This is a genomic window from Streptomyces virginiae (assembly GCF_040638905.1).
GTDB lineage: Bacteria > Actinomycetota > Actinomycetes > Streptomycetales > Streptomycetaceae > Streptomyces > Streptomyces virginiae_B.
The window spans coordinates 59,984-71,844 of record NZ_JBEZYV010000032.1; the positions used below are offsets into that span (position 1 = coordinate 59,984).

13 protein-coding genes and 1 pseudogene are annotated in these 11,861 nt (G+C 73.6%); 6 read left to right on the forward strand and 8 right to left on the reverse strand.

What is annotated here, in order from left to right; all coding sequences use genetic code 11:
- The first annotated feature begins 29 nt into the window (after positions 1-29).
- A complete protein-coding gene (locus AB0F82_RS30920; RefSeq protein WP_356813586.1) occupies positions 30-533 on the forward strand; it encodes an LURP-one-related/scramblase family protein in 504 nt (167 codons plus the stop codon).
- Between the two features lie 118 nt (positions 534-651).
- A complete protein-coding gene (locus AB0F82_RS30925) occupies positions 652-1,017 on the forward strand; it encodes a hypothetical protein (RefSeq protein WP_356813587.1) in 366 nt (121 codons plus the stop codon).
- A gap of 3 nt (positions 1,018-1,020) precedes the next feature.
- Here the strand turns inward: AB0F82_RS30925 and AB0F82_RS30930 are convergent, their stop codons facing one another.
- On the reverse strand, positions 1,021-1,800 hold the full coding sequence (locus tag AB0F82_RS30930; RefSeq protein WP_362633352.1) for a carbon-nitrogen family hydrolase: 780 nt from the start codon (positions 1,798-1,800) through the stop codon (positions 1,021-1,023).
- 163 nt (positions 1,801-1,963) lie between these two features.
- On the opposite strand from AB0F82_RS30930, the gene AB0F82_RS30935 reads away from it, so the two are divergent.
- Positions 1,964-2,794, forward strand: a complete 831-nt coding sequence (locus tag AB0F82_RS30935) for a maleylpyruvate isomerase family mycothiol-dependent enzyme (protein WP_356813589.1) — start codon at positions 1,964-1,966, stop codon at positions 2,792-2,794.
- Positions 2,795-2,938: 144 nt separating this feature from the next.
- Here AB0F82_RS30935 and AB0F82_RS30940 read toward each other — a convergent pair whose 3' ends face one another.
- Together AB0F82_RS30940 and AB0F82_RS30945 are read right to left on the reverse strand one after the other, a co-directional pair.
- Positions 2,939-4,330 carry an MFS transporter gene (locus AB0F82_RS30940; protein WP_362633388.1) on the reverse strand — a complete coding sequence of 464 codons (1,392 nt, stop codon included), beginning with the start codon at positions 4,328-4,330 and terminating at the stop codon, positions 2,939-2,941.
- Positions 4,331-4,371: 41 nt separating this feature from the next.
- The gene (locus AB0F82_RS30945) at positions 4,372-5,022 is read right to left on the reverse strand and encodes a GntR family transcriptional regulator (RefSeq protein WP_362633355.1); all 651 of its coding nucleotides are present in this window, start codon (positions 5,020-5,022) and stop codon (positions 4,372-4,374) included.
- Positions 5,023-5,197: 175 nt separating this feature from the next.
- On the opposite strand from AB0F82_RS30945, the gene AB0F82_RS30950 reads away from it, so the two are divergent.
- Positions 5,198-6,397: a DUF418 domain-containing protein gene (locus AB0F82_RS30950; RefSeq protein WP_362633358.1), complete on the forward strand. Its 1,200-nt coding sequence runs from the start codon at positions 5,198-5,200 to the stop codon at positions 6,395-6,397.
- Here AB0F82_RS30950 and AB0F82_RS30955 read toward each other — a convergent pair.
- From AB0F82_RS30955 to AB0F82_RS30965, 3 genes are all read right to left on the reverse strand, one after another.
- Positions 6,360-6,692, reverse strand: coding sequence for a hypothetical protein (locus AB0F82_RS30955; RefSeq protein ID WP_362633361.1), 333 nt, complete (start codon positions 6,690-6,692; stop codon positions 6,360-6,362). The two genes, AB0F82_RS30950 and AB0F82_RS30955, sit on opposite strands and share 38 nt — an antisense overlap.
- A gap of 13 nt (positions 6,693-6,705) precedes the next feature.
- On the reverse strand, positions 6,706-8,577 hold the full coding sequence (locus AB0F82_RS30960; RefSeq protein ID WP_362633364.1) for a C1 family peptidase: 1,872 nt from the start codon (positions 8,575-8,577) through the stop codon (positions 6,706-6,708).
- A gap of 182 nt (positions 8,578-8,759) precedes the next feature.
- Positions 8,760-9,035 carry a glutaredoxin domain-containing protein gene (locus AB0F82_RS30965; protein ID WP_362633366.1) on the reverse strand — a complete coding sequence of 92 codons (276 nt, stop codon included), beginning with the start codon at positions 9,033-9,035 and terminating at the stop codon, positions 8,760-8,762.
- Between the two features lie 104 nt (positions 9,036-9,139).
- Between AB0F82_RS30965 and AB0F82_RS30970 the strand changes: the two genes are divergently transcribed.
- Both AB0F82_RS30970 and AB0F82_RS30975 read left to right on the forward strand, forming a co-directional pair.
- On the forward strand, positions 9,140-10,345 hold the full coding sequence (locus tag AB0F82_RS30970) for a DUF1266 domain-containing protein (RefSeq protein ID WP_362633369.1): 1,206 nt from the start codon (positions 9,140-9,142) through the stop codon (positions 10,343-10,345).
- Between the two features lie 73 nt (positions 10,346-10,418).
- Positions 10,419-10,802: pseudogene (locus AB0F82_RS30975) on the forward strand (PPOX class F420-dependent oxidoreductase); the annotation flags it as partial.
- 51 nt (positions 10,803-10,853) lie between these two features.
- Here the strand turns inward: AB0F82_RS30975 and AB0F82_RS30980 are convergent.
- Together AB0F82_RS30980 and AB0F82_RS30985 are read right to left on the reverse strand one after the other, a co-directional pair.
- On the reverse strand, positions 10,854-11,618 hold the full coding sequence (locus AB0F82_RS30980) for a hypothetical protein (protein WP_362633372.1): 765 nt from the start codon (positions 11,616-11,618) through the stop codon (positions 10,854-10,856).
- Between the two features lie 25 nt (positions 11,619-11,643).
- Positions 11,644-11,861: hypothetical protein (locus AB0F82_RS30985; protein WP_362633374.1), on the reverse strand; the 218-nt coding region annotated here is incomplete at its 5' end.

An 11,861-nucleotide genomic window follows, 5' to 3' on the forward strand; every position in this document is an offset into this window, starting at 1 on the left:
GGAAACCTATCGCGGGCACTGATCAGCGCATGAAATACCTCGTTCGGGACAAAATGCTGGCCATCGGGGACGACTGCTGGATCGAGGACGAGGAGGGGCGGCACGCCTTCCTCGTCGACGGCAAGGCGCTGCGGTTGCGGGACACGCTGGAGCTGAAGGATCCCGACGGCCGGATCCTGATCACCCTGCGGGAGAAGCTCTTCGCCTTCCGCGACGCGATGACCCTGGAGCGGGACGAGCGGCGGCTCGCGGTGATCCGCCGCAAGCGCTTCTCGCTGCTGCGCAACCACTTCCGCGTGACGCTGCTGGAGGGCACGGAGCTCGATGTCAGCGGGCGGATCCTGGATCGGGAGTTCAAGGTCGAGTACGACGGGGAGCTGCTCGCCCTGGTCTCCCGGCAGTGGTACCGGGTGCGGGAGACGTACGCGGTCGACGTGGTGCGGGAGGACGCCGACGCGGCGCTGCTGGTGGCGGTCGCGGTGTGCGTGATCCGGATGGCCGAGAAGGAGCGGGAGGACGCCCTCCAGGACTGAGCGGGGGCCCCGGGCTGAGTACGGACCCCCCGCGGAGGTGAGCATCCGCGCTCATGCGGTGGCAGCGGGCGGCGGCGAGGATCGTGGCAGTCCCGCCGAGCACGGAAGGAACCCCACGGTGAACCCCAGCACCCACGCGGCCCTCTACGGTCCGTGGCAGCCCTCGCAGCCGGTCCGCAAGGACCGCCCCGTCGTCGTCGCGCTCGCCGGCCTGCTGTGGGCACTCACCCTGCTGTCGGTGTGCTGGGTGGGCGGCCTGTTCACCGTCGCGCTGGTGTGGGGTGCGGCGGCCGGGCAGCCGGTCGGCGGCCTGTTGCTGCTGCTTGTGCTGGTCCCGGCGGCCGCCGCCGCCGGGCTCACCGCCCTGGCCCGTGCTCCCGGTGTCCGCAGGCTGGCGGCGTCCACGCGGCTGCTCCTGCTCGGCGCGCTGGCGTGCCCCGTGCCCGCCGTCCTGGCGGTCGTGCTCTGGATCCGCACCGGTTGACGGTCAGCGGCCCAGGCGGCGGTCCTTGAGGGCCGGGAACTGCGAGCGGGTGTCGGCGACCCTGGCCGGGTCCAGGTCCACCGTGAGGACCTCCTCGCCGGGGCCCGCCTCCGCGAGGACCTCGCCCCACGGGTCGACGACCAGGCTGTGCCCGGCCTGCTCGACGCCCGCGTGGGTGCCGGCCAGCCCGCACGCCAGGACGTACGACTGGTCCTCGACGGCGCGCGCCCGGCTCAGCAGCGTCCAGTGCGAGCGGCGGCGCGCGGGCCAGCCGGCGGCGACGATCATCGTGGTCGCGCCGGCGTCGACCAGGCCCCGGAACAGTTCGGGGAAGCGCAGGTCGTAGCAGGTGGCGATGCCGAGGGTCTGTTCCGGCAGCTCCACCGTGGTCAGGGAGTCACCGGCGGACATCAGGACCGCCTCGCCCTGGTCGAAGCCGAAGCGGTGGATCTTGCGGTAGGTGGCGGCCAGCTCGCCGGCCGGGGAGATGACCAGGGCGGTGTTGTAGAGGGAGCCGTCGCCCGCGCGCTCCACGACCGAGCCCGCGTGCAGCCAGACCCCGGCGTCGCGGGCCGCCTTGGACATGGCCTCGTAGGTCGGTCCGTCCAGCGGCTCGGCCTCGGTCTCGAACTGCTCGTAGGCGAACGCCCCGACCGTCCACAGCTCGGGCAGCACGACGAGATCGGACTCGTCCTGTTCCCGCACGAGATCGGCCACACGGGCGCGCCGGGAAGACACCGACTCGCCCTCGTTCACTGCGATTTGGATCAACGAGGCGCGCACATTACCACCGTCCTGGCGTTCAAGCCGTCAACTCGGGCCTACGAATCGTCACACGAAAGCACTGCCGGGGTGCTCACAGGCAGCGTAGTTTTGGAAACTGAGTCCACTGCTTCCGAAACGCGCCACTGAACGACGCCACTGAACAGCACCGCGAGGGGTCCCGTTGACCGTCCATCCGCATCCCAGCCTTCAGCCCTATGCCGACGCGTGGACGCACTCGATCGAGGCGATATCCGAGTTGGTCCTCCCCCTGACGGAGGGCGAGTGGAACCGGGCGACGCCGTGCCCCGGCTGGTCGGTCCGTGACGTCGTCTCCCACATCATCGGCATCGAGTGCGAGCAGCTCGGGGACCCCCGGCCGATCCACACGGTGGCGCGGGACCTGCGGCACGTGGTGGACGAGTTCAGCCGGTACATGGAGGTGCAGGTCGACGTGCGGCGCCACCACACCGCGCCGGAGATGACCTCGGAGCTGGAGTACACCGTCATCCGCCGCGCGCGGCAGCTGCGCAACGAGAAGCGGGATCCGGACACGATGGTGCGGGGGCCGCTCGGCGACCAGGTGACCCTGGAACACGCGCTGCGGCTGCGGGCGTTCGATGTGTGGATCCACGAGCAGGACCTGCGGTGGGCGCTGGGCGCGCCGGGGAACTGGGACTCGCCGGGTGCGTACGTGGCGCGGGACATCCTCCTGTCCGGGCTGCCGAAGGTGGTGGCGAAGCGGGCGGGCGCCCCGGCGAACTCGGCGGTGGTGATCGACGTGCACGGGCAGCTGGAGTTCATGCGGACGGTACGGGTGGACGCGGACGGCCGCGGCACGGTGGACAAGTCCCCGTCGCTGGGCCCGGCGGTGACGCTGACCATGGACTGGGAGACGTACGTCCGGCTCGCGGCGGGCCGGGTACGGGCGCGCACGGTCGCCGACCGGGTGAAGGTGGAGGGCGACGCACAGCTGGCGGAGGCCATCCTGACGCAGTTCTCCGTGACCCCCTGACGCCGCCGTGAGCCCGCTCAGGCGGTGGTGCTGAACCGTACGGCCGTGGCGGCCGCGCGGCGGAATCCGGTCGGGTTGATCGTGTAGGCCGTGCGGAAGGCGCGGCTGAAGGCGGGGGCGCCGCTCCCCGGTGGGCGGCGCGGCCTACGGCGTCTCGCGCCCTGCTGTTTCCGGCAGGGGACAGGCGGTGGACCGCGGCCGCGGTTCCGCCTCCGGACCGGACGCCTGTCCGGAAGTCTGCGCGGGCGCCGGTTCGGGTGTCTGCGCCGGTGTCTGCGCGGGGATGGTGACGCGGCCGCGGGCCGCCTCGCGGGCCAGTGCCCCGCGGCGCAGGCGCAGGATCTGGGTGACGCCGAGCGCTTCGAGCACGAAGACCGTCGAGAAGGCGATGCGGTAGTCGTCGCCGGTGGCGTCGAGCAGGACGCCCACCGTCAGCAGGGTCGTCATCGAGGCGATGAAGCCGCCCATGTTGGTGATCCCGGAGGCGGTGCCCTGGCGTTCGGCCGGGTTGGCGGGGCGGGCGAAGTCGAAGCCGATCATCGACGCCGGGCCGCAGCCGCCCAGCACCAGGCACAGGGTGACCAGCAGCCACATCGGCGCGTGGCCCCCCGGGTGGGCGAGGACCGCCCCCCAGAGCAGGGCCGTGAGGCCGACCGTCCCCAGCGCGAGCGGTATCCGGGTGGACTGGCGGCGGCCGATGATCTGGCCGTAGACCAGCCCGAGCGCCATGTTCGAGGCGACGACCAGCGTCAGCAGCGCGCCGGCGGTGGTCCGCGTCAGGCCCTGCGCCTCGATCAGGAAGGGCATCCCCCACAGCAGCAGGAACACCATCGCGGGGAACTGCGTGGTGAAGTGCACCCACAGCCCGAGCCGGGTGCCGGGTTCGCTCCAGGACTCCCTGATCTGGCGCCGCACGAAGCCCGCCCCGCCGGTCCGCTCCGCCGGCGCCGGGTCGTGGCCCTCCGGGTGGTCGCGCAGGAACAGCACCAGCGGCACCAGCACCACCAGCCCGGCCACCGCGCTGCCGGCGAAGGCCGCGGTCCAGCCGACCCCGTGCAGGACGGGCGCGAGGACGAGGGTGGACACGAGGTTGCCCGCCATGCCGACCAGCCCGGCCAGCTGCGCCATCAGAGGCCCGCGCCGGGCCGGGAACCAGCGGGTGCCGAGCCGCAGCACGGAGATGAAGGTCATTGCGTCGCCGCAGCCGAGCAGGGCGCGGGCGGCGAGGGCCATCTCGTACGAGGGGGAGAGCGCGAAGCCGAGCTGCCCGGCGGTGAAGAGCACCGCGCCCAGCGTCAGTACCTTCTTGGTGCCGAGCCGGTCCACCATCAGGCCGACAGGGACCTGCATGCCCGCGTAGACGAGGAGCTGGAGCAGGGAGAAGGTGGACAGGGCGGAGGCGCTGACGCGGAAGCGGTCCGCCGCTTCGAGACCGGCCACGCCCAGGCTGGTGCGGAAGATCACCGCGACGAAGTAGACGGCGACGCCGATGCACCAGACGGCGACGGCCTTCCCACCGCCCGGCGGGTCCTTCATCTGCCCGGCGCCCACCGGCCCGGCACCCACCGGCCCGGCGCTCACAGGCCCGGTCCCCGCACGAGCGACTCGACCCGGCCGATGTGCCCGCGCACCGCGGCGGCGGCCGCCCCGGCGTCCCCGGCGCGCAGCGCGTCCAGGATCTCGGCGTGCTCGGCCAGCGTCCGCTGCAGCCGGTCGGGGTGCGCGTGCAGCAGGGCCACGCCCATCCGCAGCTGCCGGTCGCGGAGTTGGTCGTAGAGCCGGCACAGGATCTGGTTCCCTGCGCTGCGCACGATCTCGGCGTGGAAGCCCCGGTCCGCCGCCGTCATCGCGGCGAGGTCCCCCGCGGCGGCGTGCCGGCGCTGCTCGTCGAGCAGCGCTTGGAGCCGGTCCAGCAGGCCGGGTGGCGCCGGCACGGCCTTGCGCACGGTGAACTCCTCGACCAGCAGCCGGGTTTCGAGGACGTCGTTGATCTCCTGCGCGGAGACCGGCAGGACCAGGGCACCCTTCTTCGGGTACAGCCTCAGCAGCCCCTCGGTCTCCAGGCGCAGCAGCGCCTCGCGGACCGGGGTGCGGGACACCCCCACCGCCTCGGCGAGTTCGCCCTCGGTGAGGAGGGTTCCGCCTTCGTAGCGCCGGTCGAGCACACCGTGCTTGACGTGCTGGTAGACGCGGTCGGCGGCGGTCGCGGTGCTGGTGGCGGCGGGCATGCGCACAGCATAGATACAACAGGGGTGCAAGCCGTGGCCGGTCCGGGATGTGGACCGGGGTGGGGCCGGCCGGGGCGTCTCCTTCCCCGGCCGGGCCCGCCTGCACCGAAGGATGTACTACGCCTTCGTCCGCGCGCAGGACGTACCCGGCTCCGCGCGCCGGGAGCCTGGAGTCATGGCCGACACCCTCGCCCCGGCGGTCCGCACGACCACCCGGCTCCCCCTCCTGGACGTCCTGCGCGGCGCCGCGATCCTCGGCACGCTCATGACCAACGTCTGGATCTTCACCTCACCCGGCTCGGAGTGGAGCGTGCTGCAAGGGGGCCTGAAGGCGCCCGACGCACTCGCCGACCCCTCTGCCGCCACCATCGCGGAATCCGTCTTCCGCTTCCTCGCGGACGGCAAGTTCCTGGCCCTGCTCACGGTCCTGTTCGGTGTCGGCCTGGCCATCCAGTACGACTCCGCCGCCCGGCGCGGCGAACCGTGGCCCGGCCGCTATCCCCGGCGCGCCGCCTTCCTGTTCGTCGAGGGCACCGTCCACTTCGTCCTCGTCTTCGCCTGGGACGTGCTGATGGGGTACGCCGTGACCGCCCTGCTCGTCGCCTGGCTGCTGGCCCGCTCGGAGAAGGTGCGGCGCGCGGCCATGTGGACGGCCGGCGGGGTGCACCTGGCAGTGACGGGCCTGCTGACCCTCGACGCGATGGCCCGGCCGGCCGGCGCACCGAAGGCCCCGGCCGCGGCCGCCGTCGACCTCTACGCCCACGGGAGCTGGCCGGCGCAGATCGCCTTCCGCCTGGACCACTTCCTCGCCCTGCGCATCGAGCCCGTCATCTCCTTCGGGCTGCTGGTCTTCCTCTTCCTCCTCGGCGTACGCCTCCACCGCGCCGGCGCCTTCGCCGCGACCGCCGACGGCCGCCGCGTCCGGACCCGGCTGGCCGCCTGGGGCCTGGGCCTCGGCCTGCCGCTGAACGCCGCGACCACCTTCGGCGGCGGCGACTTCTACCTCCTGGGCCGCTACGGTGCGGCGCCGCTGCTCGCCCTGGGCTACATCGGCCTGATCGGCATCGCGCTGGACCGGCTGTGGATCCCCGGCTCCGCAACCCGCGCCCTCGGCTCCGTCGGCCGCACCGCGCTGTCCTGCTACGTCGCCCAGAACCTGCTCTGCATGCTGCTCTGCTACGGCCTCGGGCTGGGCCTGGCCGACCGGCCGGCCGACAGCGGCCCCTGGTGGGTGATGGGCCTGTGGGCGGGCGTGAGCCTGACCCTGGCGGCCGGGTCGTCGCTGTGGCTGCGCCGCTTCGACCGCGGCCCCCTGGAAGCCCTGCAGCACGCGGTCCTCAGCCCGCGCCGTCCGCGCCGCCGGCCGCCGGTCTGACCTCCACGTCCAGCACGAACTCGTCGTAGGGCGCCTCGTCCGGGTACGGCGGCCGGACCTGCGCGAAACGGATCCTGGCCCGGCCCCCGCCCGGGGGCCGGGCCCGTACGACGTAGCGCAGCTCCACCGCGGCCCCGGGCGGCGCTCCGCCCGCCGCACCCGCGGCCTGCGCCACCGACACCACCTGCGCGTCGCCCGTGACCTGCCAGGTCCACACGTACCCGCGCGCCCCGCGTCCGGTGAGGCGCAGCTCGTACGGCTCACCGGGGCTCAGCACGACACTGCGCACCTCCACGCCGCCGGTCCTCTCAGACGGGGCCGATCACCGGCCCTTCGTGCCAGCCCGCGCCGTCGCGCCAGTAGTGCTGCAGGCGGCGGTCGGTGCGCAGGACGACGACTTCCAGGTTGAACCCGAAGCTGCCCTGGAGCATCCCGGTGACCGAGGCGACGTCGTGGCCGAAGACGGCACCGCACCGCCAGGGCGAGCCACCCGCGTTGCCGCGCCACCAGTGCTCGACCCGGCCGCCGGCCACCGCCACGCACAGCTCGTAGTTCCCGGCGGTGTCCTCGTCGGCGGCCCCGTACTGGCCCTCGATCAGGCAGGGCGCAGAGGTGGCGGGCGTGCCGCTGCCGAAGACCTCCCCGGCGCGCCAGGCGAAGCCGTCGGGGTCGTCGCGCCACCACAGCTGCATGAGGCCGTCGGTGCGGGCGGCGACCAGGTCGAGGTGGCGCGAGCGGGTCTGGACGAGGGCGGGGCCGTAGTGGGCGATGCCGGAGGCGAAGCGGCCGCCGTCGTTCCAGGTCCAAGGTGCGCCGTTGATCCGCCACCAGTGGTTGAGCCGGCCGTCGGATGTACGGACGACCACCTCGAAGTTGCCGGGCTTGCCGTAGTCGCTCTGGATGAACGCCGGGGTGGAGCCGACGGCCGCGTCCCCCGGGCCGAAGACGCCCCCGTCGCGCCACACGCCGGCGGACTGCTCGTAGTACCAGTGGCGCAGCCGGCCGCCCGTGGTCACGTGCAGGGACTCCATGTTGCGGTTGTAGGTGGTCCCGGTGAAGGCGGGCTGACCGGAGGCGTCGTTGGCGAACACGCCCGCGCGGGCCCAGGCGAAGGGCGCGTCGCCCTCGCGCCACCAGTGCTGGAGCCGGGCGCCCGTGGTGGTGGCGAGGAGTTCGAAGTTGCGGTGGGCGCGGCCGTTGCCGCTCTCGTAGACGTTGCCGGTGTGCAGGCGGCGCTTGGTCCACGGATCCGGGTTGGTGCCGCGCAGCCCGCACTTGGCCCAGTGGTCGATCCTGACCTCGCCGTAGGCGATCCGGCCGTAGCCGCCGACGTGGTAGCCCGTGCCCCAGGAGTTCTTGAACAGCCAGCAGCCCGCCGCGTCGTCGTAGCCGACGACCAGCACGCAGTGGCCGCCCGCGAGCCGGTCGCTGGTGCGGTGGTAGACCCCGGAGCCGAGACCGAAGAAGTCGTCGTAGACGTCGAAGCAGGCGGTCAGCGGGCCGACCGTGTCCAGCCACACCTTCTGCTGCTCGACATCGCCGAGCCGGACGTAGTCGGTGACCCGCACGGTACGGCCGGACCGGTCCCAGCTCGGCGTGTACTCGGCGCGCCAGGCGTCGCGGCGGGCGGCCGGGAGCCCGGCGGAAGGGACGCTGTACGGCCAGCAGTCCGGGTCGGCGAGGCCGCCGTTCTCCGTGATCCAGTCGAGGGCGGTCTCCGGGTTGCTGCCCTGCCCGCAGCTGAAGCGCAGACCGTCGTGGACGTCGCCCTCGGAGCGCTCCGCCCACACGTCGTGCTCGATGCGGGCCATGGACTCCACCAGGCCGGCGGCGCCGAAGGCCCAGCAGGAACCGCACGGGTTCTGGTCCTTCACCTTGGTGATCCAGGGCCAGCCCCAGCGGTCGCGCCAGTCCACGGCGGCGGGCCGGGCTCCGAGGACCGGCTCCCCCGCCCCGGCGAGCAGCCCGTGGGCGGCGCGGCGCCGGGTCAGGTGCGGATTGCCGCTCGCGTGCCCGATGAGGCCCCGCAGATCGATCGTGCCCGCGTCCGCGGCGGTTGTCAGGTTCGCACCGGGCTCCAGACCGAGCGAGGGCCGCGGCACCGGCTCCTCGTCGGCCAGGTGCTCCAGCACCGACCACCGCGCCCCTCGCGCGCTCAGCTGCGCGCGCAGCTCCCCCACCGATTGAACAGACTCCTGCGGCATGGCGGCCCCCCAGCTGCAACCGTTCGGATCCGAGACCGGGGAGCGTCCCTCCCCCGCCGGGGACCGTCAAGGGGGTCCGCACGGTCGCGCGGTGGCACGCGGGGGGCGTGCCGACGGGCCCGGTCGATCTGAGGTCGCGCCCGGCGTACGGGGCCAGGTCACCCGGCGCCGAGTGCTCGTCGGACCCGGGTCAACGACCGGTTCACCATGGGCGGGTGGCCGGCGACCACCACCCTCGGGACGGTCTCGTTGCCGTCGGCCACCCCGCGGACGAAGGCCGCCGCGTCGGGGTCCCGCCAGATGTCGACCTTCCGGTAAGGGATCCGGGCCGCCCGCAGCTGCGTACGGAGCTTGTTGCACAAGTCGCATCCCGGCCGCCAGTACAGGGTGACGACCGCACCGCTGCCGCACCCCGTGAAGCCGAACCGCCCCATGCCGCAACCCCCTTGAGCCAGCTCCCACCTACGCGGAGGACATGACCCTCGGGAAGGCGGAACGGGCCGGCTCGGCCCGGAAGGGGTCCGTATAAGGTCCCCGTATGGGCACCTGGATCGCGCCGAGCGTCATCGAGAGAGAGCTGTACGAGGCCAAGGCGGCGGGCGACTGGGCCGCGTACTTCGACGTGCTCGCACGAGCCCAGCTCTACCTCGTGCAGCCCCGCGTGCAGGCCGACGCGCACCCCGACTCGGTCTTCTTCCACCCCACCCCGGACCGCATGCTCGTCGTCCGCACCGCCGGCATGCTGCCCGCGCCCACTCCCGAGACGGTCTTCGAGGCCCGGAGCCTGGGCTGGTTCTCCAAGGTGTGGGCCGCCGACGACCCCGCCTTCCTCGCCGTGAACCCGGGCTCACCCGCCGAGGCGTACCTCACCACCACCCCCGCCGACCTGGCCCGTTGGCGGGCGCACGCCGACGCCGCGCCCTGCTACGGCCTGCCCGAGGGCAAGGTCCACGCCCTCTTCACCGGCGGGCCCCTGCACGGGGACATCGCGCACGGCCTCGCCCTCGGCAGCCATCTCGCCGTCACCAACGGCGAGTTCTGGAACGCCCTGGCCTACCACGGCAGCGGATACCGGCACGAGCGCCGCCGCGTCGCGAAGAGCTGGGGCATCACCGACCGGGCCGACTGGCTCGCCACCCTCGAAGAGCTCCTGAACACCTCGGTGGTCAGCCCGGTGTGGGAGTTCGCGCTGCGCGTCCGCCGCGTCCTCGCCTCCGACTTCGCGGGGCCCGTGGACGTGGAGCACTGGCGGCACGCCGCCGAGGCGAGCATGCGCCGCAACGCCGAACGGGCCGCCGAGCCGCAGCTCACGCCCGACGGGGTCACCGTCGCCCGGCCGCGCCCTGCCGCCGAGGTGGAGGGGGAGATAGCCGGCGTCAAACGCCTCATAGGCCGCATAGCCCGCTACGAACAGCGCTTCCGGGCCGACGGGCTGCTCCCCGAGGACGGCTGGGTCCGCTCCGTCGAGGCCTGGGACCTCGGCCGCGCCTCCCAGATGGCCCGCTGGGGCATCGGCTGCCGCTACGGCACCCTGCACGAGGCGGAGAAGGCCGTACTGCGCGCCGGAGAGTCGGCCCGCCAGACGTACCGCTCGTGGGAGGAGTTCTCCGCCGGGTACGTCCTCGGCCGGTGCCTGCACTTCGACGAGGAGGAGTTCGGCACCTGGTACACGACGGCCCTCGCCGCCCACGTCGCACTGACCACAGACCCGGCCAGCCCGTGGGTGAACATCCCCTGGAAATGACCGACTTCGGTGAGTCACCGCAGGGCCCGGAAACCGGCGGCGCCCCGCCGGCGCCCCGACTAGCCTCGCCGCCATGACTGTTGAGCTGAACGAGACCGTGCGCGGGCTGCTCGACTCCCCGCACCCCGCCGTCCTGTCGACCATCAACCCCGACGGCAGTCCGCAGAGTTCCGTGATCTGGGTGAGCCGCGACGGGGGCGACCTGCTGATCTCCACCGAGCGGGGACGCCGCAAGGAGCGCAACATCCTCCGGGACGGGCGGGTCGGCGTCACCGTCTTCGACCTGGCCAACCCCTTCCTCTACGCCGAGATCCGCAGCACGGCCACCGTCACCGAGGACGTCGGCCGCGCGGTGGCCGTCCGCATCGCCGAGGAGTACCTCGGGCCGGGCGCCGGCAAGGAGTACCGCGACGCCCCGGCGGAGGACGTCCGCGTGGTCGTCCGCATCACCCCGACCAAGGTCCTCGGCAACGCCGCGCCCGCAGCGGGCAGATCGTCCCGGGCCCGGTCACGGCAGGTCGGGCCGGACCGCCGACCAGGCGTCGACCGCTTCCGCCAGGGGGCCGTCGTCCGGCAGGTGCGGGCGTACGGCGGTCAGCCAGGGGATCAGGCTCTTGATGCGGCGCAGGTGCCGGATGCGGTGGTGCGGGAGGTCGCGCCAGCCGCGGCCCTGCGCCGCCGCCTGCGTCGGGGTCAGGTCGATCAGCGCCAGCAGCTCCCGGCACAGGGCCGCCGGGTCGCCGCCGCGGGCCGGACCGAATTGCTGGATCAAGTAGCCCTGTAGGTAGGCCAGTTCGGGCGCGGCGGCCAGGGCGGGTGTGCCCTCGGCCTGCGCGCACCGGTGGGTGGCGGCCAGCGCGACCCGGCCCCAGCGCAGCCGGACCTCGTCGGGGAGCCGTTCGTCCCGCATCCGCACTCCGGCGAGGACGCGCAGGGTCCGCGGCTGGGGTTCGTCCCGCAGCGGGGGCCCGGTGGCCAGCCAGGCCTCCAGGTCCTCCAGCGAGTGCCCGTCGGGCGGCACCGAGGTCAGCACCTGCCCGCGGGTGAGCAGGGCGACCACGGCGCCCGTGAAGTGGACCTTCGCGAGGTGGCCGGCGTCGAAGGAGGCGACGGGCCGCCCGTACCGCTCGATGTGGCGCAGGCCCATCCGCGACTCCCCGACGGCGTAGACCTGCCCGGCCCGGGCCACCCCGCCGACGCAGCGGACCACGCACACGCCGCCCGTGACGTCGGCCTCCTCGACGGAGTACACCTGCAATTCGGCGATGGACACCCGACCCCCTTCCCCGGGCGGGAGATTACCGGCCGGGGCCGTCCCCCTGCCCTTCCAGGGCGTACGCGCAGGCCCGGAATCCGCGCCGGATCCCTTGCGGGGAGCCGGAGGAGGGCAGCAGGACGCCCGGCTCGGGCACCTCGTCGCAGTACGGCGCGAAGGGCTTGTCGTTCACGACGGAGCCGGCCCGGGACAGGAGGCTGCCCCCGGGCCCTGCTCGATGCGGTCCAGCAGGGGCGCCGC

What these genes read in the sequence shown, in the direction of transcription:
- AB0F82_RS30920 (WP_356813586.1), top strand. Translation starts at nt 30, where the DNA reads ATGAAATACCTCGTTCGGGACAAAATGCTGGCCATCGGGGACGACTGC.
- AB0F82_RS30940 (WP_362633388.1), bottom strand. Translation starts at nt 4,330, where the DNA reads ATGAAGGACCCGCCGGGCGGTGGGAAGGCCGTCGCCGTCTGGTGCATC.
- AB0F82_RS30970 (WP_362633369.1), top strand. Translation starts at nt 9,140, where the DNA reads ATGGGCACCTGGATCGCGCCGAGCGTCATCGAGAGAGAGCTGTACGAG.
- AB0F82_RS30950 (WP_362633358.1), top strand. Translation starts at nt 5,198, where the DNA reads ATGGCCGACACCCTCGCCCCGGCGGTCCGCACGACCACCCGGCTCCCC.
- AB0F82_RS30945 (WP_362633355.1), bottom strand. Translation starts at nt 5,022, where the DNA reads ATGCCCGCCGCCACCAGCACCGCGACCGCCGCCGACCGCGTCTACCAG.
- AB0F82_RS30965 (WP_362633366.1), bottom strand. Translation starts at nt 9,035, where the DNA reads ATGGGGCGGTTCGGCTTCACGGGGTGCGGCAGCGGTGCGGTCGTCACC.